This window comes from Mycobacterium sp. E2479 (assembly GCF_001667925.1).
GTDB lineage: Bacteria > Actinomycetota > Actinomycetes > Mycobacteriales > Mycobacteriaceae > Mycobacterium.
The window spans coordinates 24,269-50,930 of sequence record NZ_LZJR01000144.1 but is presented as its reverse complement, the minus strand read 5'-3'; the positions used below and the strand labels follow the sequence as shown (position 1 = coordinate 50,930).

The window sequence follows — 26,662 nt, the reverse complement described above, 5'->3', positions numbered from 1 at the left end:
GTTCTAGGCTGGGTGCGGTGACAGAACGAGATCGGCTCCGAACACCGTTGGACGAGAGCGCATTGCGCGCCGAGTTGATCGGCACCGGGCTGGGCTGGCGCAAGCTCGACGTCGTCGAACAGACCGGCTCCACCAACGCCGACCTGCTGGCGCGGGCCGCGTCTGGTGACGACGTAGCCGGGGCCGTGCTGATCGCCGAGCACCAGACCGCTGGGCGCGGCCGGCACGGTCGCGGCTGGTCGGCCACGCCGCGGGCCCAGATCACCATGTCGGTCGGGGTCAGCGTCGTCGACGTCCCGACCACGGGGTGGGGCTGGCTGCCGCTGGCCACCGGGGTGGCGGTGGTCGACACCGTCACGCCGTTGCTGGCGGGGGCGGGCGCGCAGGCGGGTCTCAAATGGCCCAACGACGTGCTCGCCGGCCCGCCGGATTCGCGGGGCAAGCTGGCCGGAATCCTGGCCGAGGTGGCGAAGCCCGTCGTCGTTATCGGCTTGGGGCTCAACGTGACTCAGTCCGCCGACGAGATCGACGACCCCGGGGCCCCCGCGCTCACGTCGCTGCTCGACCTGGGCGTCGCCGCGCCCGACCGCACGCAGCTGGCCGCCGCCCTGCTGCGCGAGCTGGGCCGGCGCATCGTGGCCTGGCGCGCCGCGCGCGGGGCCGACTGGGCGCTCGCCGCCGACTACCGCGGGCGCAGCCTGACCATCGGCACCCGGGTCCGCGCGCATCTGCCCGGCGGCAAGCAGGTCGACGGGACGGCGAGCGCCATCGATGACCAGGGCAGGCTCTGCCTGGAAAGCCACGGGCAGACCGTCGTCGTCGCGGCCGGCGATGTGGTGCATTTGCGCTAGTGGCGATCGCAAGCGCGGCGGAGCCGGGCGCGGCGGGTCGCCACCATTTGCACTAGTTACCTGCGGATTGTCGCGCCGCGCAGCTAATGTCGGCGGGCATGGGCTACCCGGATAACGTTCTGGCCGCCGGCGAACACGTCATCGTGCACCGCCACCCGCACTGGAAGCGGCTGATCTGGCCAGTGCTGGTTCTCATACTGGTGACCGGACTGGCCGCCTTCGGCTCCGGATACCTCAACTCGACGCACTGGGACCAGCTCGCCAAGAACATCATCGACGGCGTCATCTGGGGGATCTGGCTGGTCATCGTGGGCTGGCTGACGCTGTGGCCGTTCGGAAGCTGGCTCACCACCCATTTCGTGGTGACCAACCGACGGGTGATGTTCCGGCACGGGGTGCTGACCCGCACCGGCATCGATATCCCGCTGGCCCGGATCAACAGCGTGGAGTTCCGTGACCGGATCACCGAGCGCATGTTTCGCACCGGGACGCTGATCATCGAATCGGCGTCACAAGATCCGTTGGAGTTCTACGACATTCCGCGGCTGCGCGAGGTACACGCGCTGCTATATCACGAAGTCTTCGACACCCTGGGTTCCGAGGAATCGCCCAGCTGAGTAGGCCGGCCGGCGCGGTTGCGCCAGGCGCGCAGCAGCGTGACGTTGCCCCCCTCGATCTCGTCCTCGAAGACCTCGGCGATGCCGCCGGCGGTAAGGGCGGATTCCAGTGCCTTGTCGGGTTCGCGCGCGAACTGGTCGGGAAACACCCAGCGCCGAAACGCCCAGAACCGGAATGCCATCTGCAGCAAGTTGCCGATGATGTAAGCCGAGATGAAGTCGGCGACGTTTTCGACCGCCAGCGACACCGTCGGCTCGCGCAGCTGCAACACATAGCTGGAGAACCACAGCGGCGCCATGGAGAGCAGCACCCCGACGCCGCTGAACGCGAAGAACAGCAGCGCCTCGTGGTGGCGCTCACGGCCGCCGCGATTGCGGAAGCTCCATTCCCGGTTCAGCACGTAGGACGCGATGACCGCGACAATGCCGGCGATCACCTTTGCGGTCACGGGTTTGGGTTCGAGAATTGTCAGCTTCAGCGTGTAGAAAATTGCCGAGTCGATGACGAATGTGGTTCCGCCGACGATGGCGAATTTGATCAGTTCATGGTGGCGTAGCAAATAGGGCTGCAAAACCCTAGGTAGACGCGCGATCGTGGCTTCGGCGAAGGACACAACACGTCAGTCTACGGACGGACACAAATTTGACGCAAAATCGTACATAACAATTCTGTGTCGGTCCCGGTCAACACACCTTTGGCGCCGGTTTGTTTCGCCGTGACACCATGATGCCGTGCCGAGTTCACGCCCCCCGGGCGCAGCCCCAGCCGCGGCTGTGCGAACCGTCCCGCGCGTCGTCCCCGTGGTCGCAATGGTCGGTGGCGGTCAGCTCGCCCGGATGACCCACCAGGCGGCGATCGCCTTGGGGCAGACGCTGAGGGTGCTGGCCACCGCCGCCGACGAGCCGGCCGCGCTGGTCGCGCCCGACGTCGTCATCGGTTCACACACCGAACTCGACGACCTCCGCGGGGTCGCCGCAGGTGCCGACGTGCTGACCTTCGACCACGAACACGTCCCGAACGAACTGCTGGAAAAGCTCGTCGCCGAGGGTGTCAACGTGGCGCCGCCGCCACAGGCCCTGATGCACGCTCAGGACAAGCTCGTCATGCGCCGCCGGCTCGAGGCCCTCGGCGTCCGGGTGCCCCGCTATGCCGAGATCCGAAGCGTCGACGAACTCGATGCCTTCGCGCGCCGCATCGGCGGCCCCGTGGTCGTGAAAGCGGTCCGCGGCGGTTACGACGGGCGGGGGGTACGGATGGCACGCGACCCGTCGCACGCCCGTGAGATCGCGGCGGCCTTCCTGGCCGATCGCGTGCCGCTGATGGCCGAGGAGCAGGTGGACCTGCGTCGCGAACTGTCGGCCCTGGTGGCGCGGTCACCGTTCGGCCAGGGCGCCGCGTGGCCGGTCGTCGAGACGGTGCAGCGAGACGGGATCTGCGTGCAGGTGATCGCACCCGCGCCGGGGCTGCCCGCCGAACGGGCCGCCACGGCGCAACAGCTGGCGTTGCGGCTGGCGGCCGAGCTCGGCGTGGTCGGAGTGCTCGCCGTGGAGCTCTTCGAGACGGTCGACGGTGAACTGCTGGTCAACGAACTGGCGATGCGGCCGCACAACTCCGGGCACTGGACCATGGACGGGTCGCGCACCAGTCAGTTCGAGCAGCACCTGCGCGCGGTGCTGGACTACCCGCTCGGCGACACCGACGCCATCGCACCGATGACCGTGATGGCCAACGTGCTGGGCGCACCCGAAGTCCCCCAGATGAGCGTCGACGAGCGGCTGCATCACCTGTTCGCCCGGATGCCCGACGCCCGCGTCCACCTCTACGGCAAACGGGAACGTCCCGGCCGCAAGGTCGGCCACATCAACTTCGTCGGCTCCGGGCCGACGGACCAGAAAAGCGTAGGGAAGCTGCGGGAACGCGCCGATCTGGCGGCACACTGGTTGTCACACGGGCAGTGGATGGACGGGTGGGATCCACATGGCGCCGACGACGCAGAGCGAAGCGATGAGGAGAAGCGGCGGAAATGACGGAGCATGCGCCTCGGGTCGGGGTGATCATGGGCAGCGACAGCGACTGGTCGGTGATGGCCGACGCCGCTGCCGCGCTCGCCGAGTTCGACGTGCCTGCCGAGGTCCGGGTCGTCTCCGCGCACCGCACGCCGCAGGTGATGTTCGAGTACGCGCGCGAGGCGGCCGGCCGTGGCATCGAAGTGATCATCGCCGGGGCCGGCGGAGCCGCGCACCTGCCCGGCATGGTCGCGTCCGCGACGCCGCTGCCGGTCATCGGCGTGCCGGTGCCGCTGGCGCGCCTCGACGGCCTGGACTCGTTGCTGTCGATCGTGCAGATGCCCGCCGGAGTCCCGGTGGCCACGGTCTCCATCGGGGGCGCCCGCAACGCCGGCCTGCTCGCCGTGCGCATCCTCGGGTCCTCAGACCCTGCGCTGCGGGCGCGGATCGTTGAGTTTCAAGGCCGGCTGGCCGAGAGCGTGCGGGCCAAGGATGAAGCGCTGCAGGAGCGCCAAGGTAAAGTTACCGGCGAGTAGCAAGGAGGCCAACATGGCTCAGTGGGCCGGAGATCCCGCGTTCGATTTGTTCCAACTACCCGACGAGCACCAGGAATTGCGGGCGGCGATCAGGGCGCTGGCGGAAAAAGAGATCGCTCCGCACGCCGCCGACGTGGACGAGAATTCCCGATTTCCGCAGGAGGCCCTGGACGCGCTGAACGCATCCGGCTTCAATGCGGTTCACATTCCCGAGGAATACGGCGGTCAGGGCGCGGACTCGGTCGCCGCATGCATCGTGATCGAGGAAGTGGCGCGCGTCGACGGATCCGCCTCGCTGATTCCCGCCGTCAACAAGCTGGGCACCATGGGCCTGATCCTGCAGGGCTCGGAGGAGTTGAAGAAGCAGGTGCTGCCGTCGCTGGCCACCGAGGGGGCGATGGCGTCTTACGCATTGAGCGAGCGCGAAGCCGGCAGCGACGCGGCATCGATGCGGACCAGGGCCAAGGCCGACGGGGACGACTGGATTCTGAACGGCACCAAGTGCTGGATCACCAACGGGGGCAAGTCGACCTGGTACACCGTGATGGCGGTGACCGATCCGGACAAAGGCCCCAACGGCATCTCGGCGTTCATGGTGCACAAAGACGATGAGGGCTTTTCCTTCGGCCCGAAGGAAAAGAAGATGGGCATCAAGGGCTCACCGACCACCGAGTTGTACTTCGAGAACTGCCGCATCCCGGGCGACCGGATCATCGGCGAACCCGGCACCGGGTTCAAGACCGCACTGCAGACCCTCGACCACACCCGCCCCACCGTGGGCGCGCAGGCGGTGGGCCTCGCGCAGGGCGCGGTGGACGCCGCCGTCGCATACACGAAGGAGCGCAAGCAGTTCGGCCGGTCGATCTCGGACTTTCAGGGTGTGCAGTTCGAGCTGGCCGACATGGCGATGAAGGTCGAGGCGGCCCGGCTGATGGTCTACACCGCCGCCGCCCGCGCCGAACGCGGCGAGCCGAATCTCGGATTCATCTCCGCGGCCGCAAAGTGCTTCGCCTCCGACACCGCCATGGACGTGACGGAGGCGGCCGTGCAACTGTTCGGCGGCGCCGGCTACACCACTGACTTCCCGGTCGAGCGGATGATGCGCGACGCCAAGATCACTCAGATCTACGAGGGCACCAATCAGATTCAGCGCGTGGTGATGTCGCGGGCGTTGCTGCGCTGATAGTTTTCCGGCGATGCTCTTGCGAAGGGTCCGGCCGTACCGCTTAGGATCTGCACTCGGTGCGTGAAGTCCACACCGACGATCGGTAAACAGCCACCGATTTACGTCCGACCACTGTCACACAGCAAAGGGCTTATCGCGGCGAAGGGGTCTGCAGTGCAGAACGTGACTTCCGGTGCCCGTCCACAGATGGCCGGATATTGATACCGACACGCGCTCCGGCCACCCCCACGGCGAGCTGGCAGTCGTTGTCGTTGCTGTTGGTCGAGGACGACCGCGCCGACGCGGTGCTGGTGGAAGACCTGATCACCGACGCGGTCACCGACATCCGGGTGGTGTGGGCCAAGTCGATGGCACACGCCGAACGCGAGCTGAAATCCGCCCGCCCCGACTGCGTGCTGCTGGATCTGCACCTGCCCGACGCCAGCGGGATCGACGCGCTCAACCGCATCGCCAAGCTAGACGCCACCGTGCCGATCGTGGTGCTGACCGGACTCAACGACGAGAACTTCGGGGCTTCGGCGGTGGCCGCGGGCGCCCAGGACTATTTGGTCAAGGGTCGGGTCGAGCCGGAAATGCTGCGCCGAGCGCTGCTGTACGCCATCGAGCGCAAGCGCGCCGAACTCATCGCCGCCGATCTGCAGGCGACGCAACTGCGGGCCCGGGAGAACGCGCTGCTGGAACGCGGCCTGCTGCCCTCGCCGCTGCTGCTGGACAACCCGGGCGTCGACATCGTCGCCAGGTACCGGCCGAGCCGCGAAGACGCATTGCTGTGCGGAGACTTCTACGACGTCGTCCAGACCGCCGACCGAATCGTGCACGTGCTGATCGGCGACGTGGCCGGGCACGGTCCGCACGAGGCCGCGCTGGGCGCGGCGTTACGGATCGCGTTTCGCGCGCTCACCTTCGCCGGCGTGCACGGCGTCGACCGGCTGCGCCAGCTCGAGCGGGTCTTGTATTCGGAACGAACCGACTCCGGCATTTTCGCGACCGTGCTCAGCCTCGAGATCTCGCCCGACAGCCCTCGGGTCAGTGTGGTCCGCGCCGGCCATCCGGGGATGTTGGTGCAGGCCGCGGGAAACGTCCAGTGGCATGAGCCGTCGGGTGGCCCGGCACTGGGCCTGCGCGCCGGCGACTGGCCGTCCGAGGAGCTGGACCTGCCCGCCGGGCACGCCCTGCTCTTGTTGACCGACGGCCTCTTCGAGGGCTATTCGGGAGACGGCACCCGGCGCCTCGGCGAGGAAGGCTTGCTTGCCCTGGCTCGCGCGCACGCGAATCGGCCCGGCCCCGCGTTCGTCGACGCGCTCATCAACGACGCCCAGGCGCTCGCACAGCCACGCGGCGGCCTGACCGATGACATCGCCGTCCTGCGCGTCGAGAGGACTACCACGTGATCCGATCGCGTCCGCTTCGGCTCACGGAGCTCACCGTGCGGGGATGGCTGGCGTTGGTGCTGTGGGTAATGGGCGTGATCGTGCTCGTCGGGGCGTTGGTGGGCGCCGTGTTGCTGCATCGCACCGACGAGGTGTCGCGCCAGGTGGCGCACAACATCCAGCCGGCACGCGTCGCCGCGACGCACTTGCAGGCGGCCCTGCGTGACCAGGAGACGGGCATGCGCGGCTACCTGATCGCCGCCGACCGGCAGTTCCTCGCGCCGTATTACGACGGGCAGCGCGCCGAACGGGCTGCGGCCGACGAGATTCGGCGTCTGGTGGGCGGGCGCGCGGAACTGATGGCCGATCTGGACGCGGTGCAAGCCGCCGCCGCCGATTGGCGGACAAATTATGCCGAGCCGCTGATCGCCGAGGTGGCTCCCAGGACGCCCGCCTACGTCAGCGCCCGCACCGCCGACACGGGCAAGGTCAAATTCGACCATCTGCGTGAGCTTTTCGATACGCAGAACGCCCACCTGTCGGCGGCCTCTGCCGCTGCCACCGACGAGCTCAACGAGATCAACAGCTGGCGCGATTGGGTGCTGGGTACCACGGTGCTGATCGTGATTGGGGCGGCCGTGGTGCTGGGGTTGCTCAGCCGCGCCGCGATCACCCGGCCCATCGCGGCGCTGGCCGCGTCCTGCCGAAGCATCACCGAGGGCAACTTCGAGGAGACGATCTCACCTCCGCGGCGGCCCAAAGACATTCGTAACATGGCGATCGACGTGGAGAACATGCGCAAGCGCATCGTCGAGGAGCTCGAGGTGTCGCAGTCGGCGCAGGCGCAACTGGACGAACAGGCCGCAGAATTACGGCGATCCAACACCGAACTCGAGCAGTTCGCCTACGTCGCCTCCCATGATCTGCAGGAGCCGCTGCGCAAGGTTGCGTCCTTTTGCCAGCTGCTGGAAAAGCGCTACGGCGACAAGCTCGACGAGCGGGGCGTCGAATACATCGGGTTCGCGGTCGACGGCGCCAAGCGAATGCAGGCGCTGATCAACGACCTGCTCACCTTCTCCCGAGTCGGCCGGTTGGGCACCACGGAGACCGAGGTGCGGCTCGACGAGACGCTCGATGCCGGCCTGGCGAATCTGGCCGCCTCGATCGAGGAGACCGATGCGCAGATCGTGCGCCCGGCGCAGCCGCTGCCGCAGATCGTCGGGGATCCGATGCTGCTGACGATGCTGTGGCAGAACCTGATCGGCAACGCGATCAAGTTCCGGCACAAGGACCGTCGGCCGCGCGTCGTCATCGAATGCGCACCCGGCACCGGCACCCACGACCGGGAATGGCTGCTGAGCGTGGCGGACAACGGAATCGGCATCCCGGAGGAATTCTCCGACAAGGTTTTCGTGATCTTCCAGCGGCTGCACGGCCGGGATGTGTACGCCGGGACGGGAGTAGGCCTGGCACTGGTCAAGAAGATCATCGAGCACCACGGCGGCACCGTCCGGATCGACACGTCCTACACCGAGGGGACCCGATTCGAATTGACCCTGCCCATGCTCGAACCCGTCGACGACGCAGACTCGGCTGCTTTGGAAGGAGCGCATCAATGACGACACCAGAAGGCAGAGCAATCGACATCCTGCTCGTCGAGGACGACCCGGGCGACGAGCTCATCACCCGAGAAGCGTTCGAGCACAACAAGCTCAAGAACAGGCTCCATGTCGCCCATGACGGGGAGGAGGGCCTCAATTACCTCTACCGGCGCGGTGAGTTCGCCGACGCGCCGCGACCCGACCTCATCCTGCTCGACTTGAATCTGCCCAAATACGACGGTCGCCAGCTACTGGAGAAGGTCAAGTCCGACCCCGACCTGTCGCGCATCCCGGTCGTGGTGCTCACCACCTCCTCGGCAGAGGAAGACATTCTCAAGAGCTACAAGCTGCACGCGAACGCCTACGTCACCAAACCCGTTGACCTGGACCAATTCATGAAGGCCGTCCGGCAGATCGACGAGTTCTTCGTTCAGGTGGTGCGGCTGCCTGGCAACGGATCCTAAGTGCGCTAGACCGATTCCGCCGAGTGCCGCCGGGCGAACCAGGTGATCAGCCGACCGAAGATGATCAGCAGCAAGACGAAAACGATCAGCAAAAATGCCGCGTCATAGGACAGCTCGCGAGCAGCCTTGGAGGGCAGGTTGTAGAACGTCCAGATCGGGTACGTCAGGTAGCCGACCGGTGAGTCGGTGAGCTGCCCGGTCGGTGGGGAATTCGACCAGCCGGCCGTGTACAACATCGGCGCCGTCTCGCCGACCGCCAGCGCCAGCGCCACCAGCAGGCCGGTGACGATTCCGGGGATCGCCGATTTGAGCACGATTTTGCGCAAGGTCCACCCCAGCGGCAGCCCGAGCGCCTCCGCTCCCTCCCGGTAGGACGTAGGCACCTGGGAGAGCGCGGACTCGGTGGCCTTCGCGATGTATGGAATGCTCATCGCCGAGAGCGTCAGCACCCCGGCCGCCAGAGAAAACCCCCAGTGAAATGTCACCACCAGCGCCAGATAGCCGACGTAACCGAGCACGATGGACGGGATGCCCGAGAGTACCTCGTAAGCGCCGCGAAGAACGGAACGTGTTCTGCCACTGGCGAATTCGGACAGATAGATGCCGGTCAACACGCTGACCGAGCCCCCGATCAGCATGACCCCGAAGCCGACGACCAGGGTGCCGATGATGGCGTTACGCAAACCACCACCGTTGCCACGCGTGTCTTGCACCAGCACAGTCCATTTGAACACCGGCGCAGCGCGGCCGACGACTTCGAACAGCATCCACAGTGTCGGCACCACCACCACCGCCAGACAGCACACGCACGCAGCCCAGAACACCGCGTTGACAATCTTGCGCCGGGTTGTGTTCACCTCAGACACCTCGTCCCACGGGCAGTGCGGTACCCGATACCCGGCGCACCATCGCGCGGGCCGCCACGTTGGTCAGCAACGTGATCAGCATCAGCACCAGCGAGAGTTCCGCGAGGGTCTTCACCGCGAAGTCGGTGAAGTCGGTCATCGCCGAATCCAACTGTGACACAACGGTGGCAGCGATGGTGGTCATCGTCGAGTAGATGTTTGCCGGCATCGCACCCAACACCGCACCCGACACCATGGCGACGGCCATCGTCTCGCCCAGCGCGCGTCCGAGCCCGAGCACAATGGCGCCGACGATACCGCTCGACACCCACGGCAGGGTGACCCGTCGCGCGCATTCCCAGTCGGTCATCCCCAGCGCGACCGCACCCTCGCGGGGCAGCACCGGCACCTGCCGGATCAGGTCGCGGGTGGTGCTCGCGATGATGGGAATGACCATCACCGCCAACACCAGGCCGGACACCAGCAAGCCCTCGCCGTTACCGGTGTTGCCGCGAAAGTAGTCGAGCACCGGCACGTCCGGAGCGTTGCGGGCGATCACCGGAGCCACATCGTGGGCGATGAACGGCCCGAAGGTCATTGCGCCCCATAAGCCGACGATGACGCTGGGAATGCCGGCGAGCAATTCGAGCAGCATTCCGATGGCCGACGCGATCCGTCTGGGCAGCCGTTCGACGATCACCAACGCCGCGCCGATCGACACCGGCACCGCGATGATCAACGCGATCGCCGACGTCGCCAGCGTCCCGACGATCATCGGCAATGCCCCGTAGTGGGCGCCGACCGGATGCCGGACGCCGCGGGTGACGACGGCGTCGCCATACGTGTTGCCCGGATTCCAGTCGGTGGCGGTGAAGAAGTGCAACCCGTTGACCTTGATCGCCGGCAGCGCCTCGAGGAGCAGGGTCGCGAGCACGAACACGAGCGCGAGCAGCGGAATCGCCGCACCCACCGCGCCCAACGAACGGATGGCGAGGCCCGGTCGGCGCACGCCGCGAACCCGGGCCAGCGCGCTGCCCATCGTGAAATCGGTCACCGAACTCCTACTGGCCGCTGATCTTGGCGATCTGGGCGTCCGACAGCTTCGCCACCTCCGGCGGCAGCGGCTGGAAGTGCACCTTGTCCAAAAACGAGGCGTTGTTGCCGTCGGTGACCGCCCAGTGCAGGAAGGCCTGCAGGGTCTGCGCGGTGGCGGCGTCCTTCTGGCTGCTGTTGACGATCGCGTACTCGTAGTTGACGATCGGGTAGCCGTCCGCGGCGGGGCCGTTGATCAGCGAGATCGCCTGATTCGGCGGGGTTTTCGAGGCGAAGCCGGACGCCGCGGCCTGGATGCTCTTGGCTTCGGGCAGCAGGTACTTGTCCGAGGCGTTGGCCAGTTGCGCCTCGCCGAGCCCCTTCTGCTGGGCCTGGTCGAGGAAGCTGATGCCGATGTAGGCCACGCAGCCCGGGGTGTCCGCGCAGCCGGTCACCATCCCGCCGTTGCCGTTCTCGCCGAGTGCGCCGGGCACCGTCGGGAAGGCGACAGTGGTGCCGAAGCCGGGCGAGCGGCCCCAGCCGTCGGGATCCTGCTTGGACAGGTACTGGGTGAACAGGAAGGTGTCACCGGAACCGTCGGAGCGGTGCAACGGAACCACCGGCGTGGCCGGCAGATTCACGCCGGGGTTGAGCCCGGTGATCTGCGGATCGTTCCAGGTTTTCACGGTGCCGTTGTACATGCCGGCCAGCACCTTGCCGTTCAATTTGATGTGTTCGGTGACCCCCGGCAGGTTGTAGTTGACCTGCTGCGCGGAAATGGCCAGCGCGATGTTCATCAGTCCTTTGTGTGCGGCCATGTCGCCCTCGGACAGGTAGGCGTCGGAGGCGCCGATGTTGACCGCCCCCGCCGCCGCCTGGGAGATCCCGGTACCCGAACCCGTGCCCTGGGGCGTGAGCGTCACGTTCGAGTACTTGCCGTGATAGGCCGGGGCCCACAGGTTGAACAGCGGGTACAGCAGCGTGCTACCGGTCTCCGACAGCGTGATCGGCGAGGATGCCGGCGTCGTCGCAACCGGGCCGCCGCCACCCTGATTCGGCGCACCGCTCTGCGAGTTCGAACCACACGCGGCCATGCCCACCCCGAGGGCGAAAACCAATGGCGCCGTCGCGCCCATTGCCAGCAATCTAGTCAGACGAACTTTCACAACCTTCTCCTTTTCCCTTGTGCGCCTTGCGTTACCGTGCTCATCCGCTGATCTTGGTGATCTGGGCGTCCGATAGCTTCGCCACCTCGGGCGGCAGCGGCTGGAAGTGCATCTTGTCCAGGAACGAGGCGTTGTTGCCGTCGGTGACCGCCCAGTGCAGGAAGGCCTGCAGGGTCTGTGCGGTGGCGGCGTCTTTCTGGCTGCTGTTGACGATCGCGTACTCGTAGTTGACGATCGGGTAGCCGTCCGCGGCGGGGCCGTTGATCAGCGAGATGGCTTGGTTCGGCGGGGTTTTCGAGGCGAAGCCGGACGCCGCGGCCTGGATGTTCTTGGCGGTGGGCAGCAGGTATCTGCCGGAGGCGTTGTCCAGCTTGGCCTGACTGAGTCCGTGCTCATCGGCCTCGTCGAGCGAGCCAATGCTGGTGTACGCCACACAGCCGGGGTTCGCGGCGCAACCGGTCACCATGGCACCGTCGCCGTTCTCGCCCAGCGCGTCGGGCACCGCCGGGAAGGCGATGGTGGTGCCGAAGCCGGGCCAGCGGCCCCAGCCGTCGGGATCCTGCTTGGACAGGTACTGGGTGAACTGGAACGTGCTGCCGGACCCGTCGGAGCGGTGCAGCGGAACGACCGGGGTATCGGGGAGGTGCAGGCCGGGGTTGATGCCGGCGATCTGTGGGTCGTTCCACGTTTTGATCGTGCCCCGATACATGGCGGCCAGCACCCTGCCGTTGAGCTTGAGATGCTGATGGACGCCGGGCAGGTTGTAGTTGACCTGTTGCGCCGAAATGGCCAGCGCGATGTTCATCAGCCCCCGGTGGGCGGCCGTGTCGCCCTCGGACAGGTAGGCATCGGAGGCGCCGATGACGACCGCCTGGGCCGCAACCTGGGAGATTCCCGCGCCCGAGCCGCTGCTCTGGGTGGTGATGGTGACGTTCGGATACTTCGCACGATAGGCGGCGCCCCACTCGCTGAACAGCGGGTAGAGCAGCGTGCTGCCGGTCTCGGAGAGCTCAATCGTGGATGCAGCCGGCGTGGTGGCGACGCTGCCGGCGGTCGGCCCGGTAGTTGGCGCACCACGTAGGGAGTTGGAGCCACAACCTGCGATGCCTAAAGCTGGTGGCCCAATTGCCACCAGGCCCAGCAGCGCGCCCAGACGACCCCTCACGTCCTCGCTTCCTGTTCCCCGTCGTGTCCTATTCCGGCGAAACCTTCTCTGCGCTAATGTCTTTCCGTCATCCCCACCTGATGCGAGGAGCCCCCGGCCGGTCGGAACGGCGCGAAGTAGCGGATGGTCTCCTCGTGCTCCGGCGATAAGAACAACTGTTTGGTTGGTCCCTCCTCGACCAGCCTGCCCTCGAAGAAGAATGCGGTCCGGTCACCGGTGCGGGCGGCCTGCGCGAGATCGTGGGTCACCATGATCACCGTCAGCCGGCCGGCGAGGGATCGAATGAGCCCCTCGATCTTTTCGGTCGTGGTCGGGTCCAGCGAGGAGGTGGGCTCGTCGAGCAATAGCACCTCCGGGTTAACCGCTAGGGCACGGGCCAAACACAGCAACTGCTGCTGTCCCCCGGAGAGCCGGAATGGGGAATCACCGAGCCGATCCTTGACCGCATCCCAGAGACCGACCTCGGTGAGCCGTGCCTCGGCGACGCTTTTGAATTCCTTGCGCGGCGCGATCTTGTGCGCACGCACGCCGGCCACGACGTTGTCCACGATCGACATCGGAAACGGGTTGGGACGCTGAAACAGCATGCCCACGCTGCGGCGGAACTCCATCAGGTCGCGGTCGGAGAAGATGGTGCGCCCGCCCAACAGGACGTCACCACTGTGCCGGAAACCCGAAACCTTGTCGTTCATCCGGTTCAGGGTGCGCAGGAAGGTGGTCTTGCCCGAACCGGTCGGCCCCAGCAGTGTGGTGACGGATCGGGCGGGAAAGTCGAGGCTCACGTGCTCGAGGACTGTTTTGGGGCCGAATCCCAGGGTCAGGTCGACCGAGCGCACGCTAACGCCGCCGTCATCGGCAGCGGCAGCCGCAGTTGCGGCCTGGAACTGTTGTTCGCGACGCATCGACAACTGATGTTACGTGTTCGCGCGCGGCGCGCGGTCACCGGCAATTCACCTCTTATTGTTCGTCAAGGGTTTGTATATTCGCGAATAGTTAACTTTTGTTGAAGACCGAAGGAGTTTCGTGAGGTTCGCTCGACCTGGCGTCGCACTCAGCCTGGTGGCCGTCGCCGCGCTCGCGCTGGCGGGATGCGGCGACAGCAACTCGTCGTCGGGATCGGGCGAGAAGCCGGCGAAAGTGGATTGCGGCGGCAAGAAGGTGCTGAAAGACAGCGGCTCGACCGCGCAGCAAAACGCCATCGAGCAGTTCGTCTACGCCTACATTCGGGCCTGCCCGGGTTACACGCTGGATTACAACGCCAACGGATCCGGCGCCGGACTGACCCAGTTCCTCAACAATCAGACCGATCTCGCGGGTTCCGATATCCCTCTGGACCCGTCCACCGGTCAGAACGACCGGGCGGCGCAGCGCTGCGGTTCACCGGCGTGGGATCTGCCCACGGTGTTCGGGCCGATCGCGGTCACCTACCACCTCACCGGGGTGAGCGGGCTGAAACTGGACGGACCCACCGTCGCGAAGATCTTCAACGGCACGATCACCAAGTGGGACGACCCGGCACTGAAGGCCATCAACTCCGGCATCAACCTGCCGTCGACACCCATCACGGTCATCTTCCGCAGTGACAAATCCGGTACCACCGCGAATTTTCAGAAGTATCTGGACGGCGCGTCCAACGGCGCATGGGGCAAGGGTGGCAGCGAGACGTTCAACGGCGGCGTCGGACAGGGAGCCAGCGGGAACAACGGCACGTCGGCGCTGCTGCAGAACACCGAGGGGTCGATCACCTACAACGAGTGGTCCTTCGCGGTGGGTAAGCAGCTGACGATGGCATCGATCATCACGTCGGCAGGACCGGACGCGGTGCCGATCACCAAGGACTCCGTCGAGAAGACGATCGCCGGCGCGACCTTCAGCGGGCAGGGCAACGACCTGGTGCTGGACACCTCGTCGTTCTACAAGCCGACGCAGTCCGGCGCGTACCCGATCGTGCTCGCGACCTATGAAATCGTCTGCTCGAAGTACCCGGACGCGGCCACGGGCGCGGCGGTGAAGGCGTTCATGCAGGCGGCGATCGGTCCGGGCCAGGACGGTTTGGACCAATACGGTTCCATCCCGCTGCCCAGCTCGTTCACGTCGAAGCTGTCGAGCGCGGTCAATGCCATTTCCTGACGATGCGAAGGAGGCTCGAGGGTGAGCGATAGCGGGCCCGCCTCGCGGGAGGGATCCTGGTTCGGCCCGTACCGGCTGGTGCGACTTCTGCGCCAGGGCGGCATGGGTGAGGTTTACGAGGCCGAGGACGCCCGCAAGCGCCGCTTGGTGGCCCTGAAACTGATCTCCCAGCAGTTTTCCGGCAATGCGGAGTTCCGCGCCCGGCTACAGCGCGAGGCCGACATCGCGGGACGGCTGACCGAACCGCACGTGGTACCGATCCACGACTACGGCGAGATCGACGGGCGATTCTTCGTGGAGATGCGCCTCGTCGACGGGGTCGACCTGGGTACGCTGTTGCGCCGGGACGGGCCATTGGCCGCGCCGCGCGCGATCGCCATCATCAGCCAGGTCGCCGCCGCGCTCGACGCGGCGCACGCCGCCGGGGTTGCGCACCGCGACGTCACACCGGGGAACATTCTGGTCACCCCCAACGATTTCGCCTACCTGGCCGACTTCGGCATCGCGCGGGCCGCGACCGATCCTGGCCTGACCCAGGTCGGGACCGCGATCGGAACCTATTACTACATGGCCCCGGAACGATTCACCGACGACGATGTCACCCACAGCGTCGACATCTATTCGCTCGCCTGTGTTTTGAGCGAGTGTTTGACCGGCTCGCCGCCCTACCCGGCCGACACCATCGAACGGCTGGTCGCCGCGCATCTGACGAAGACGGCCGCGCCGCCCAGCCAATTGCGCCCCGGCGCGTTTCCGCCCGCGTTGGATCAGGTGATCGCAAAGGGCATGGCCAAACGTCCCGAGGATCGCTATCGCACCGCCGGCGAATTCGCCGCCGCCGCGCATCACGCGCTGAACACGTCCGAGCAGCGCAAGGCCACCACGATCCTGCGCGAGGGGGAAGACGCGGCCCAGCGCGCACAGGCGTCGGCTCGACGCCCGGAGTCCGCGCCGCACTCGGGCGCAGCGTGGCCCGGCGCCGAGACCATGGTGGGTCCGGCGGCGGCCAGGGCGGGCGGCACCGGTTGGTCCGAGCACTCCGGCCGTAACCCGTCGCTGATCCGGCCCGCCCCAACGACATCCGGCCCCGTATACGGGCCCGCGCCGGACTTCGGAAGGCCAGCCGCGCCGAACGACAAACGCAAGCAGTGGATCATCGTCGGCGCCATCGTGCTCGTCGCGCTGGTTGCTTTCGTCGTGGCGGTCGTGGGCTACCTGTCCACCGAATCGCCGTCGAAGCAGGCGAGTGGTCAAAGCGTGTTGCCGTTCAAGGGTATTGACTTCCGCCTTTCCCCGGGCGGGGTGGCGCTGGACAGCGCCGGCGGCGTCTATGTCACCAGCGAAGGCATGTATGGCCGGGTGGTGAAGCTCTCGGCCGGTTCGGACGCCACGACGGTGCTGCCGTTCCACGGGCTCTACCAGCCGCAGGGTCTGGCCGTCGACGGCGCGGGCACCGTGTATGTCGCTGATTTCAACAATCGTGTGGTCAGTTTGGCCGCGGGATCCAACGACCAGAAGGTGCTGCCGTTCAACGGCCTGAGCTACCCGGAGGGCGTCGCGGTCGACAGCCAGGGCGCCGTGTATGTCGCCGACCGCGGCAACAGCAGGGTGCTGAAACTGGCGGCGGGCTCCACGGCCCAGACCGAGTTGCCGTTCACCGGGCTGAAGAATCCCGATGGCGTGGCCGTCGACGCCGGGGGCACCGTCTACGTCGCCGATACGGACAACAACAGGGTAGTGAAGCTGGACGCCAATTCAAATACTCAGTCGGAGTTGCCATTTCGTGACCTGTCCGTGCCGTGGGGCATCGCCGTGGACAACAGCGGCACCGTCTACGTCACCGAGCACGACAAGAGCGACGTGGTGAAGTACGCTCCGGGCGCGACCACCGGGACCGTCCTGTCGTTCAACGGGCTCAACACGCCGTTGGCGGTGACGGTCGACAAGGACCAGAACGTCTATGTCGCCGACCGCGGCAACAACCGGGTGGTCAAGCTGACGCCGTGAGACTACGGCGCGGGCTGCGGTGCGCCCAGATACTCCTCGGTGTGCTGGCCGAGGGCGGGCGGGGGCGCGGCGGCCACGGCATCGAAACTCAAATAGCGTGCCGGAGTACGGATTACCGTGACCTCGTCGGCGCCCTCGCCGACGGGCAGTGCGAGCTCGTTCTCGGCGAACAGCGCGGTGCCGACCACCTGCTTCCAGGTGTGGGCGTGGCAGGCCATCAGGCCGGCCTGCTGGAGCAGCCGGACCCATTCGTCCGCGGTCTTGGCGGCCAGGGCCTTTTCGAGTTCCTCGGTCAGTTCGGGATAGTTGAGCGCCCGCGCGCGCTGGTCGGCGAATCGCTCGTCGTGGCGCATGTCCGGCCGGCCGACGACCTCGCACAGCTTCTCCCAGTGCTTGGGCACGTACGCGCTGATCACCAGGTAGCCGTCGGCGGCCTTGAAGGCGTCCGACGGTTGGGTGGCGAACCCGACGCCCTTGCGGCGCTTGGCCTTCGGTGCCGGGTCCGGGGTGGGGGCGTCGCTCGGCTTGTTCAGGTGGATGGTCAGCTGGCTGGCCTGCAGGCTGACCGCGACGTCATACATCGCGACCCGCACGACATCGGCGACCCCGTGGCGTTCACGGTTGAGCAGCGCGGCCAGCACCGCCTGGGCCAGCACGTGACCGCTGGCGGCGTCGACGAGTTGGAACGGGATGATCTGGGGTTTGCCGGTGGGCGTGGGCATCCCGGTGGTCATGCCGGACTCCGCGGCGACCATCAGGTCGACGCCCGGCCGGCTGCCCTCCGGTCCGTTGCCGCCGTACGCGGAAAGCCGCGCGTAGATGAGTTTGGGATTGCGCGACTGCAGCTCGGCGGGACCCAGACCCATGCGTTCCATCACCCCGGGCCGAAACCCTTCCAGCACAACGTCGGCGGTATCGACCAGCGCAAGGATCTGCCGTTTGGCCTCGTCGCTGCGCAGGTCGGCCATCACCGACTTCTTGCCCCGGTTGTGTGGGAGGAACAGGGTGGCCAGCGGTGGGCGCCCGGGCAGGACCGCGGTGATGTGCCGGGCCGCCTCGCCACCCGGCGCCTCGATCTTGATGACCTCGGCGCCCAGATCGGCCAGCACCTGTCCGGCCATCGGCCCGGCGATGTTCTGGGTGAAATCGATCACCCGGAAACCGTCAAGTGGCTTGGCGGGCTTGCTGTTTGGCATCGCGTTCGCCTTCCTTTCAACCTGCCCTGTGCAACACCGCGGTGCAGTAGTAGTTCTGCGCGAAGGGCGCATCGGGGTCGGTCGACTGCAGCGGCAGGCCGTTGTCGGCCAGCATCTGGTTCAACGGGGTGCGGACCGGCTGCCAGCCCCGCTGCTGCAGGTAGGTGGCCACGTCGTTGCGCTCGCCGGGGAAGCCGAGCTCGCCCAGGGCAATGTCGAGGCCGTTGCGCCGCCACTTCTCGCTCGCGGCGTTCAGCGCGTCCCCGCTGACTCCCGTGTTGGCGAACACCTCGGCCACCAGCTGACTGCTGTCGGCGGACAGGGCGGTGATGTTGTCCAGCAACCGATCCTGGGCCTGCGGCGGCAGGAAGCCGATCAGTCCCTCGGCGGCCCAGGCCGCGGAGCGCCCGGTGTCGAAGCCGGCTTGTCGCAGCGCCGACGGCCAGTCGTGGCGCAGGTCGATCGGGACGTTGCGCACCTCGGCGGCGGGCTGGGCGTCGAGTTCGGCGATGGTGGCGGCCTTGAACTCCAGGACTCGCGGCTGGTCGATCTCGAACACCGTGGTGCCCGGCGCCCATTGCAGCCGGTAGGCGCGCGCGTCCAGGCCGGAGGCCAGAATGACCACCTGATCGATGCCGGCGGCGCCCGCCTCGGCGAAGAACGCGTCGATGTAGCGGGTGCGGGCTGCCAGCATGTCGGTCATGCGTTGCATGCCCCACGCGGCGTCCGGTTCGTCGACATCGACGGAGGCGAGTTCGCCGGCGGCCCACCGGGTCATGAAGTCGACACCGACCGCGCGCACCAGCGGCAGGGCGAACCGATCGTCGATCAGCCCGTCGAGGGTGGCCCGGGCTCGTCCGGCGGCCACCATCGTGGCGGTCGCTCCCACGCTGGTCGCGAGGTCCCAGGTGTCGTCGTCGCTGCGCGCCATCGAGAAAATCCCTTCCGATCTACTGGTTAGCCACCATAACTAAGAGCGCCGGGCGCCCAGGTGCGAGGTGTGACAGATCGATCACGGGCGGGCGTTGCGGCGATGCGAACCGCCGCGGCCGCGGCTAGCCTCGCGCAATGACCACATCGGTTGCCATCGGGTGCACGAGCGTCGCTGCGCGCGACGCGGGCTGGCGGCGCGGCGCCGAGTGGGCGCGGCGGCTGGCCTGGGTCAGCCTGGCCGTTGTGCTCGTCGAGGGCGCGGTCGGGCTGTGGCAGGGCGTCGCGGTGTCCTCCGTCGCCCTCACCGGGTGGGCCCTGGGCGGCGCGGCGGAGGCGCTGGCCAGCGCAATGGTGGTGTGGCGGTTCAGCGGGGCGCGCGCACTGTCCGTAAGCGCCGAGCGGCGCGCGCAACGCGGTGTCGCGATGTCGTTCTGGCTGACCGCCCCGTATATCGCCGCCGAATCCGTCCGCGACCTGGTGGGCGAACACCACGCCGAGGTGTCCGTGATCGGCATCGGGCTGACCGCGCTCGCGCTGGTGCTCATGCCGGTGCTCGGGCGGGCCAACCACCGGTTGGGCACGCGGTTGGGCTCGGGCGCCACCGAGGCCGAGGGAACCCAGAACTACCTGTGCGCCGCCCAGGCCGCCGGGGTGCTGATCGGCCTGGCGATGACGGCGCTGTGCTCCTGCGCGTGGTGGATCGACCCGGCCGTCGGGCTGGTCATTGCCGGCGTCGCGGTCTGGCAGGGCGTGCGCGCCTGGCGCGGCGAGGATTGCGGCTGCTGAATCGTCAGACGGCGCGCTCGCCGTTCACCGAGCCGCGCGGTGACTCGAGCCGGTAGCGGATCAAACGAGAACTGTTGGCCACCACGGCAACCGACGACGCGTTGTGCAGGATCGCGGCCAGCACGGGGGACAGCGCCCCGCCCGCGCCGATGATCAGGCCGGCGGCGTTGACGGCTATCGACATGCCGTAGTTCTCCCGGATCACGTCGACCGCGCGAGCGCCCAGGTCGCCCACGTCGAGCAGGCGATGCAGGTCGTCGTTGGCCAGCGCCACGTCGGCGGTCTCGACGGCGACGTCGGTTCCGGCCAACCCCATCGCGATCCCGATGTCGGCGGCGGCCAGGGCGGGGGCGTCGTTGATGCCGTCGCCGACCATGCCGACGGTGTAGCCCTCGTCCTGCAGGTCGCGCACCGCGGCGAGCTTGTCCTCCGGCATCACCTCGGCGCGCCACTCATCGATCCCGAGCTCGCCTGCCACCACCTCGGCGATGTCCGGGTGATCGCCGGTGAGCATGATGATCCGGCGAATACCGTTGGCGCGCAACTTCTCCAGAACACCGGGGGCCTCGGGCCGCACCTCGTCGCGCAGGCTGATCAGCCCCACCAGTTTGCCGTCGACGGCGAGCAGCAGCGGGGTCTCGGCCTGGCGACGCAACCGATCCACCCACTCCGACGCCTTCTTGGACACCCGCACCTTCTCGGCGCGCAGCAGTCCGGGGCTGCCAAGCAGCAGGGTCCGGCCATCGGCCCAGGTGCGCATGCCCAGGCCCACCAGCACCTCGCACTCCTCGTGCGGCGGGATGGTGATATGGCGTTCCTCGGTGGACCGGATCACCGCCTCGGCCAGCGGGTGTCGGGAGTGGATCTCCGAGCTGGCCGCATAGGCCAGCACCTGCTCGGGCTGCCAATCCTTGTGTAGCGCAATGATATTGGTGACCACGGGGCGGCCGACTGTCAGCGTGCCGGTCTTGTCGAACACGATCGCGTCCACCCGGCCGGCCTGCTCGAGGTGCGAGCCGCCCTTGATCAGGATGCCGCGGCGAGCACCGTTGCCGATCGCCGCGCTGATCGCGGTGGGGGTGGCCAGGCCCACCGCGCACGGGCAGGCGATCAGCAGCATGGTCATCGCCCGGCGGACGTCACCGGTGACCGCCAGCGTGATGGCCGAGACGATGAACGAGGTGGGAACGAAACGGCGCGAGAAGTTTTCGCCGACGGTCTGGATCGGCGCCCGGTCGTGCTGCGCCTCCTCGACCCGGGTGATGATGCGGCCGATGGTGGTCTGGTTGCCGACGGCGCGGGCGCGCACCACCAGGCGTCCGCGCACCACCACCGAACCGGCGTGCACGTGCGCGCCGACCATCACGCTGACCGGCAGATTCTCCCCGGTGATCGCGGACTGGTCGACGATCGCCTCGCCGTCGACCACTTCGCCGTCGACCGGGATGGCGACGTGGTCGTGGACCACCACCTCGTCGCCGATCTGCACGGTGTCGATCGGCACCTGAACCTCGTTACCGTCGTCGAGCCGGATCCACGCCGTGTCCTGGCTGCCGCGCAGCAGTTCGGAGATGGCGCGCCGGGTCCGGCGCAGCGTCAGATCCTGAAGGTACTCACCGATATTGAGCAACCACAGCACGGTGAGGGCGACGACGTTCTCGCGCAACACCAGGCTCGCCACGGTCGCCGCCGAGACCAGCGCGTCGGTGCCGGCCTTGCCGGAGCGCAACGAACGCAGCGCGCCCCGCAGGAACGGATAGCCGGTGAAGACGGTGACGCCGGTGGCGAACAGCCGGCCGCCGGGTCCCAGCAGTGGCGGCCGCGCGAAGACGTAGCGGCGCACCCCGAGCAGGGCCAGCGCCGCGCCGCCGATGACCATGCGCAGCACGTCGGCGTTGCGGATCTCCTCCGAATGCGGCGGGCGGACCGGGATCAGCTCGGCGGCGACGTGCAACGCCTCGCCGATGGCGGCCAGCACCGCGGAACGGTCGCAGCGCCGGGGGGAGTACCAGACGACGACCGATCCGGTGCGCGGGTAGGCGTGCACCACCCGCACACCCTCACACTTGGCGACGGCCTCCTCGACCGCCACGGCGCGCCGGGAGCTGGCGCGCACCCACTCGACGGCGACCCGCATGCGCCCGGCGGCATCCGAAATCACTTGCAGCGCAGCGTCTTCGGTTCGCTCCTCGGCTGCGATGTCGGGGACCAGGGCGAGTTCCATATCGCCCGATCAGTGCTCGTGGTCGTGGGTGTCGGCGACCGAGGGCGTGGGCGCCTCCTCACCGATGCGCTCGCGGGCCTCGGCCATGACGTCGGCGAGCTTGAGGCGCGCCGACTCGGCGGCTTCCTCGGCCTTGCGGGTGCCGCGCAGTCCGAGCTCGGCCCCTTTGACCGCCGTCTCGTGCAGCGGCGCCTTGGCGACGGCTTTGCGCACCACCTCGTAGGCGGTCACGCCGACCAACCCGGTGACCACCGTGCCTGCCGCCTTCGCCAGAAGCCCGTACACCGCCATCGCCGCAACCTTCCTATCGTCCGCGCGTTTCGCCCATGATTGCACGACGTTAACATCGAAATATAGCGATATCAATATGTATCGCGCGCGGTGTGGCCCCGGGGTCGGCTCCTCAGGCCTTTACAGCACCCGGGTGATTTTCTCGGTGTCGATGCGGCGCTCTTGCCCGGCCGGGTCGGCATTGGCCACCTGCACCAGCGAGGCGCCGACGGCCATGATCGCCAGCAGGCCGTCCACCAGCTCGGCGGGCCCGGACCACGACGCGCTGGACAGCACCCGATCGCGCGACGTCAATCCCCTTGTCGCGGCGGAGCTTTGGCAATCGGCCAGCACCTGGTCGACCGATCGTCCGCCCAGCGCCGGCCCCGGGCGCGGTTCGGGAACGACCTGATCGCCGTGCACCCGCACCGCGGTGGCGTAGTCGGTCACGCCGATCGGCAGGTCCGGTGCCGGCCGGCCGAACGGGTCCAGCGACAGCACCGCCAGCTCGCCCCCCGATACCGCCGTGCTCACGGCGGCGTCGGCCTCATCGAGGCGCTCGGCCGTGCACAGTGCGATGTCCGACGCTATGTTCGAGGCTTTTGCCGGGTCTGCCGGGCCGGTCAGCACCGCCTCGGCACCGATCCACCACACCCCGAACAGCACCGCGGCCGTCTGCCAATGCGCGGGCAACAGAATCGCCACCCGGCTTTTTGGGCCGGCGCCCAATTCGTCGCGCAGCAGGTTGCCCGTCTTGGCGGCCCAGTTGGCCAGCGTCACACCGGACAGTTCGATGCGCTCGCCGGTGGCGTCGTCGTAGTAGGTGATGCGCGGACCGACCGGATCGGCCCGCAGCATCGGGTCGAGGATCGCCCCGCTCAGCGTGGTCAGTTGAGGCACCGGTCGTTAGTTTATGCACTCCGGCTTGTCCGAGCCGGCGGTCAGGATTGGCGATGGCGCGGGAACCCTGGGGTCGGCCGCCACCGCGCCGGCGGTCGACACCCGGGCGGGCATGATCGTCTCGCTGCCGGACAGGCCCGAGCCCGGTCCGCTGTAGTCGTCGGCCAGCACCACCCGTACCGCGCCCGGGGCCAGCGAGCTGTCGGCGATCACCGGCAGCCCGCCCAATTCCTTCGAGACCTCCCTGGCCCCCAGGTCGTCGCTCTTGGCGGCGCGCACCTGGCTGGTCTTGACGTGCGCCTCATCGTTGTTGCCCACGGTGCCCGCGGCAAAACCTTTGGCGGTCAACACGTCTGACACTGCTGCGGCCAGCCCGTTGATATCGGTGTCGTTGACGACGCTGGCGGTGGTCTTGGCGGGGGTGTACGCGATCTCCTCGGTCTTGCCCTGTTCCTGCTCGTGCAACAGGCCGCCCACCCAGTCGGCGACCTGATGTGGGTCCAGCCGCACCACGCTCTGCATGCCGTCGTCGCTCCAGCCGGCGCCGTCGAGCACCGGAATGGTGGCGAAGGCGACGTTACCCCCGGCCAGCTTCTGCATCTGCTGCACGAAATCCATGACGTCCCAACCGGCCGAGATCACCACCGAGCGCTGGACGGCGGCCTCTAGCCGCTTGACCGTGGTGGGGCTGGACAGCGTCTGCCCGGAGATGACCCGGTGGGCCAGCGAGGCCATCACCACCTGCTGGCGCACCACCCGGTCCAGGTCGCCGCGCGGCAGCTCGTGGCGCTGGCGCACGAAGCTCAGCGCCTCGGGACCGTTGAGTCGTTGCGGGCCGGCCGGGAAGTCGGCACCCGAAAGCGGCTCGAACACCGGCTCTTTGAGGCAGACGTCGACGCCGCCGAGGGCATCGGTGATCAGGGAAAAGCCGAGCAGGCCGATTTCGGCGTAGTGGTCGACCGTGACACCGGTGAGGTCCGCGACGGTCTTGATCAGCGCCTCGCGGCCCGCCTCGGTGCCCTGGGCCGCCGCCTCGGCGGCGGAGGCGCCCGCCCTGACCAGGGCGGTGCGCTTGGCCTCCCGGGTCTGGCCGTAGACGCCGTTGATCTTGGTCTTGCCCAAGCCCGGGGCGGCGACGTAGGAGTCCCGCGGGATCGAGATCGCGGTGGCCGACTTCCCGTTGTTGGGGATGCGGATCAGGATGATCGTGTCGGTGTTGGTCGCTTCCTCGTCGCCGGCCTTCAGCGTGTCCAGTTCCTCCTGCGACAAGGGATTGCCGTGCGCGTCGGTGCGGCTGTCCATGCCGACCAGCAGGATGTCGATCGCGCCGTCGTCGCCACCCTTGCCCAGCGAGGGCGCGGACATGTGGAAGATGCCGTCTTCGAAGGACCGGACATTGCTCCATGCGATCCCGGTGCCGACGACGACCGCGAGCGTCAGCGCGGTGGCAACCACACGAACCACACGTTGCACAGGCATCCCACTACATTACTTGCGACACAGGTGCTTCACCGGTAGCCGGTCCCCGCGTGCCCCGGGCGTGGTTGCAGCTTTGCGGGCCATGCCAGACTCGAACCATGTCGGGCAGGATCGTGATCGCCGGTGCCGGTGGGCAGTTGGGCGGCTATTTGACCTCGTTAACGGCGAGGCAGGGCCGTGCAGCGCTGGCGCTGACGTCGTCGCAGTGGGACATCACCGAGCCCACGGCCGCCGAGCGGATCGTGCGGCGCGGCGACGTGGTGATCAACTGCGCGGCCTATACCGACGTCGACCGGGCGGAGACCGACGAGGGGGCCGCATTCGCGGTCAACGAAGCCGGACCGGGGCACATCGCGCGTGCGTGTTCGCAGGTCGGCGCGCGACTGGTCCACGTGTCCACCGACTACGTATTCAACGGGGACTTCGGCGGCGCGCCGCCGCGGCCGTACGAGCCCACCGATCACACCGCCCCGCAGAGTGTGTATGCGCGCAGCAAAGTCGCGGGGGAGCGGGCCGTGCTCGCGGCGCTGCCCGACCCGTCCCAGGGCATAGTCGTGCGCACCGCCTGGGTCTACACCGGCGGCACGGGCAAGGACTTCGTCGCCGTGATGTGCCGGCTGGCGGCCGGGGACGGTCCGGTCGACGTGGTCTACGACCAGATCGGCTCGCCGACCTACGTCGGCGACCTCGCCGCCGCGCTATTACAGATCGTCGACGATGGCACGCCCGGCCCGATCCTGCACGCCGCCAATGAAGGAGCCTGCTCGCGGTTCGATCAGGCCCGCGCCGTTTTCGAGGAATGCGGCGCCGACCCCGAGCGGGTGCGACCGGTCCCCACCGAGCACTTTCCCCGCCCCGCCCCCCGACCGGCCTACTCCGCCTTGTCGAGTGGCCAGTCCGTCGCCGCGGGGATGCGGCCGCTGCGGCCTTGGCGCCCCGCGCTTGCCGCTGCGCTGGCCGCCGCCGATAGCGGTGCCGCGGCCGTTCGACCGTTACCCTCTACGCGTGACTGACGTCCTGCCGGTCGTGACGGTGACCTTCTCACCGGGTCCGCACCTGGAGCGCTTCCTGGCCTCGCTGTCGCTGGCCACGGAGCGGGAGGTGTGCGTGCTGCTGGCCGACAACGGCTCCACCGATGGCACTCCGGAGGCAGCCGTCGACCGCTATCCCAATGTGCGGTTGTTTCGCACCGGAGCCAACCTCGGCTACGGGACCGCGGTGAATCGTGCCGTCGCGCAACTGGATCCCGACGATGACTGGGTGATCATCGCCAACCCGGACGTGCAGTGGGGACCGGGCAGCATCGACGAACTGCTCGACGCCGCGTCGCGGTGGCCGCGGGCCGGCGCGCTGGGCCCGCTGATCCGTGATCCCGACGGATCGGTGTATCCGTCGGCGCGGCACCTGCCGAGCCTGATCCGCGGCGGCATGCACGCGGTCGTCGGACCCTTCTGGAAAAGCAACCCGTGGTCGGCGGCGTACCGCCAGGAGCGGATGGAGCCCAGCGAGCGGCCGGTGGGCTGGCTGTCGGGGTCGTGCCTGTTGGTGCGGCGTTCGGCGTTCGCCCAGATCGGCGGGTTCGACGAGCGGTACTTCATGTATATGGAGGACGTCGACTTAGGCGACCGCCTCGGCAAGGCCGGTTGGCTGTCCGTCTACGTGCCGTCGGCGGAGGTCCTGCACCACAAGGGCCACTCCACCGGCGCGGACCCGGCCAGCCACCTGGCCGCGCATCACAAGAGCACGTATATGTTTCTGGCCGACCGGCATTCCGGTTGGTCGCGCGCCCCGCTGCGCTGGACGCTGCACGCCTCGCTCAGGGTGCGTTCGCGCCTGATGGTGCGCAGTGCGCGGCGCGTGTCCGGCCGGCGGAAACTTCTAGAAGGGCGTCACTGAG

At 67.9% G+C, this 26,662-nt stretch carries 25 protein-coding genes; 13 read left to right on the top strand and 12 right to left on the bottom strand.

Annotated features, from left to right (window positions below; translation table 11 throughout):
- Positions 1–17: 17 nt before the first annotated feature.
- The gene (locus A5686_RS21305) at positions 18–851 is read left to right on the top strand and encodes a biotin--[acetyl-CoA-carboxylase] ligase (RefSeq protein WP_067938352.1); all 834 of its coding nucleotides are present in this window, start codon (positions 18–20) and stop codon (positions 849–851) included.
- A gap of 98 nt (positions 852–949) precedes the next feature.
- The gene (locus A5686_RS21300) at positions 950–1,468 is read left to right on the top strand and encodes a PH domain-containing protein (RefSeq protein ID WP_067938428.1); all 519 of its coding nucleotides are present in this window, start codon (positions 950–952) and stop codon (positions 1,466–1,468) included.
- Here the strand turns inward: A5686_RS21300 and A5686_RS21295 are convergent.
- Entirely contained in the window at positions 1,423–2,082 is a 660-nt protein-coding gene (locus tag A5686_RS21295) for a GtrA family protein (RefSeq protein WP_067938350.1), read from the bottom strand. The genes A5686_RS21300 and A5686_RS21295 overlap by 46 nt on opposite strands.
- Positions 2,083–2,269: 187 nt before the next feature.
- Between A5686_RS21295 and A5686_RS21290 the strand changes: the two genes are divergently transcribed.
- The 6 genes from A5686_RS21290 (at position 2,270) to A5686_RS21265 (ending at position 8,632) form a co-directional block, all read left to right on the top strand.
- Positions 2,270–3,496, top strand: a complete 1,227-nt coding sequence (locus A5686_RS21290; RefSeq protein WP_369829734.1) for a 5-(carboxyamino)imidazole ribonucleotide synthase — start codon at positions 2,270–2,272, stop codon at positions 3,494–3,496.
- The gene (gene purE / locus A5686_RS21285; protein ID WP_067938346.1) at positions 3,493–4,011 is read left to right on the top strand and encodes a 5-(carboxyamino)imidazole ribonucleotide mutase; all 519 of its coding nucleotides are present in this window, start codon (positions 3,493–3,495) and stop codon (positions 4,009–4,011) included. The genes A5686_RS21290 and purE overlap by 4 nt, the downstream gene beginning before the upstream one ends.
- Before the next feature lie 13 nt (positions 4,012–4,024).
- Entirely contained in the window at positions 4,025–5,194 is a 1,170-nt protein-coding gene (locus A5686_RS21280) for an acyl-CoA dehydrogenase (RefSeq protein WP_067938344.1), read from the top strand.
- Between the two features lie 248 nt (positions 5,195–5,442).
- Positions 5,443–6,588, top strand: a complete 1,146-nt coding sequence (locus A5686_RS21275) for a PP2C family protein-serine/threonine phosphatase (RefSeq protein ID WP_156750169.1) — start codon at positions 5,443–5,445, stop codon at positions 6,586–6,588.
- Positions 6,585–8,186: a CHASE3 domain-containing protein gene (locus A5686_RS21270; protein ID WP_067938340.1), complete on the top strand. Its 1,602-nt coding sequence runs from the start codon at positions 6,585–6,587 to the stop codon at positions 8,184–8,186. Before A5686_RS21275 ends, A5686_RS21270 begins: the two co-directional genes overlap by 4 nt.
- A complete protein-coding gene (locus A5686_RS21265) occupies positions 8,183–8,632 on the top strand; it encodes a response regulator (RefSeq protein WP_067938338.1) in 450 nt (149 codons plus the stop codon). Before A5686_RS21270 ends, A5686_RS21265 begins: the two co-directional genes overlap by 4 nt.
- Positions 8,633–8,637: 5 nt before the next feature.
- Here the strand turns inward: A5686_RS21265 and pstA are convergent, their stop codons facing one another.
- Genes pstA through A5686_RS21240 form a run of 5 tightly spaced genes read right to left on the bottom strand, consistent with a single transcriptional unit; the run spans position 8,638 to position 13,676 of the window.
- Positions 8,638–9,489, bottom strand: coding sequence for a phosphate ABC transporter permease PstA (gene pstA / locus A5686_RS21260; protein WP_067938336.1), 852 nt, complete (start codon positions 9,487–9,489; stop codon positions 8,638–8,640).
- Position 9,490: 1 nt separating this feature from the next.
- The gene (gene pstC / locus A5686_RS21255; protein ID WP_067938426.1) at positions 9,491–10,516 is read right to left on the bottom strand and encodes a phosphate ABC transporter permease subunit PstC; all 1,026 of its coding nucleotides are present in this window, start codon (positions 10,514–10,516) and stop codon (positions 9,491–9,493) included.
- A 22-nt stretch (positions 10,517–10,538) separates the two neighbouring features.
- The gene (gene pstS / locus A5686_RS21250; protein WP_156750168.1) at positions 10,539–11,675 is read right to left on the bottom strand and encodes a phosphate ABC transporter substrate-binding protein PstS; all 1,137 of its coding nucleotides are present in this window, start codon (positions 11,673–11,675) and stop codon (positions 10,539–10,541) included.
- 40 nt (positions 11,676–11,715) lie between these two features.
- Positions 11,716–12,840 (bottom strand): phosphate ABC transporter substrate-binding protein PstS, encoded by a 1,125-nt coding sequence (gene pstS, locus A5686_RS21245; RefSeq protein WP_067938332.1) that lies wholly within the window; start codon positions 12,838–12,840, stop codon positions 11,716–11,718.
- 53 nt (positions 12,841–12,893) lie between these two features.
- On the bottom strand, positions 12,894–13,676 hold the full coding sequence (locus A5686_RS21240) for an ATP-binding cassette domain-containing protein (RefSeq protein ID WP_067938422.1): 783 nt from the start codon (positions 13,674–13,676) through the stop codon (positions 12,894–12,896).
- A gap of 187 nt (positions 13,677–13,863) precedes the next feature.
- Here A5686_RS21240 and pstS (A5686_RS21235) point away from each other — a divergent pair, with 187 nt between their 5' ends.
- Positions 13,864–14,970: a phosphate ABC transporter substrate-binding protein PstS gene (gene pstS, locus A5686_RS21235; protein ID WP_067938330.1), complete on the top strand. Its 1,107-nt coding sequence runs from the start codon at positions 13,864–13,866 to the stop codon at positions 14,968–14,970.
- Between the two features lie 21 nt (positions 14,971–14,991).
- Positions 14,992–16,977, top strand: coding sequence for a serine/threonine-protein kinase PknD (locus A5686_RS21230; RefSeq protein ID WP_067938329.1), 1,986 nt, complete (start codon positions 14,992–14,994; stop codon positions 16,975–16,977).
- Between the two features lie 2 nt (positions 16,978–16,979).
- Here A5686_RS21230 and A5686_RS21225 read toward each other — a convergent pair whose 3' ends face one another.
- Both A5686_RS21225 and A5686_RS21220 read right to left on the bottom strand, forming a co-directional pair.
- Positions 16,980–18,173: a CoA transferase gene (locus A5686_RS21225; protein ID WP_067938327.1), complete on the bottom strand. Its 1,194-nt coding sequence runs from the start codon at positions 18,171–18,173 to the stop codon at positions 16,980–16,982.
- 16 nt (positions 18,174–18,189) lie between these two features.
- The gene (locus A5686_RS21220; RefSeq protein ID WP_067938326.1) at positions 18,190–19,104 is read right to left on the bottom strand and encodes a class I SAM-dependent methyltransferase; all 915 of its coding nucleotides are present in this window, start codon (positions 19,102–19,104) and stop codon (positions 18,190–18,192) included.
- Between the two features lie 137 nt (positions 19,105–19,241).
- Here A5686_RS21220 and A5686_RS21215 point away from each other — a divergent pair, with 137 nt between their 5' ends.
- Positions 19,242–19,892, top strand: coding sequence for a cation transporter (locus tag A5686_RS21215; RefSeq protein ID WP_067938324.1), 651 nt, complete (start codon positions 19,242–19,244; stop codon positions 19,890–19,892).
- Between the two features lie 4 nt (positions 19,893–19,896).
- On the opposite strand, the gene ctpC is transcribed toward A5686_RS21215, so the two are convergent.
- The 4 genes from ctpC to A5686_RS21195 form a co-directional block, all read right to left on the bottom strand.
- On the bottom strand, positions 19,897–22,116 hold the full coding sequence (gene ctpC, locus A5686_RS21210) for a manganese-exporting P-type ATPase CtpC (protein ID WP_067938322.1): 2,220 nt from the start codon (positions 22,114–22,116) through the stop codon (positions 19,897–19,899).
- Positions 22,117–22,125: 9 nt separating this feature from the next.
- Entirely contained in the window at positions 22,126–22,407 is a 282-nt protein-coding gene (locus A5686_RS21205) for a DUF1490 family protein (protein ID WP_067938420.1), read from the bottom strand.
- A 120-nt stretch (positions 22,408–22,527) separates the two neighbouring features.
- Positions 22,528–23,286: a TIGR03089 family protein gene (locus A5686_RS21200; RefSeq protein WP_197520662.1), complete on the bottom strand. Its 759-nt coding sequence runs from the start codon at positions 23,284–23,286 to the stop codon at positions 22,528–22,530.
- A gap of 6 nt (positions 23,287–23,292) precedes the next feature.
- The gene (locus A5686_RS21195) at positions 23,293–24,765 is read right to left on the bottom strand and encodes an LCP family protein (protein ID WP_067938321.1); all 1,473 of its coding nucleotides are present in this window, start codon (positions 24,763–24,765) and stop codon (positions 23,293–23,295) included.
- Positions 24,766–24,863: 98 nt separating this feature from the next.
- On the opposite strand from A5686_RS21195, the gene rfbD reads away from it, so the two are divergent.
- Both rfbD and A5686_RS21185 read left to right on the top strand, forming a co-directional pair.
- Positions 24,864–25,778: a dTDP-4-dehydrorhamnose reductase gene (gene rfbD, locus A5686_RS21190; RefSeq protein ID WP_067938318.1), complete on the top strand. Its 915-nt coding sequence runs from the start codon at positions 24,864–24,866 to the stop codon at positions 25,776–25,778.
- Positions 25,771–26,661, top strand: coding sequence for a glycosyltransferase family 2 protein (locus A5686_RS21185; protein WP_067938316.1), 891 nt, complete (start codon positions 25,771–25,773; stop codon positions 26,659–26,661). The genes rfbD and A5686_RS21185 overlap by 8 nt, the downstream gene beginning before the upstream one ends.
- The last annotated feature ends 1 nt before the right edge of the window (position 26,662 follow it).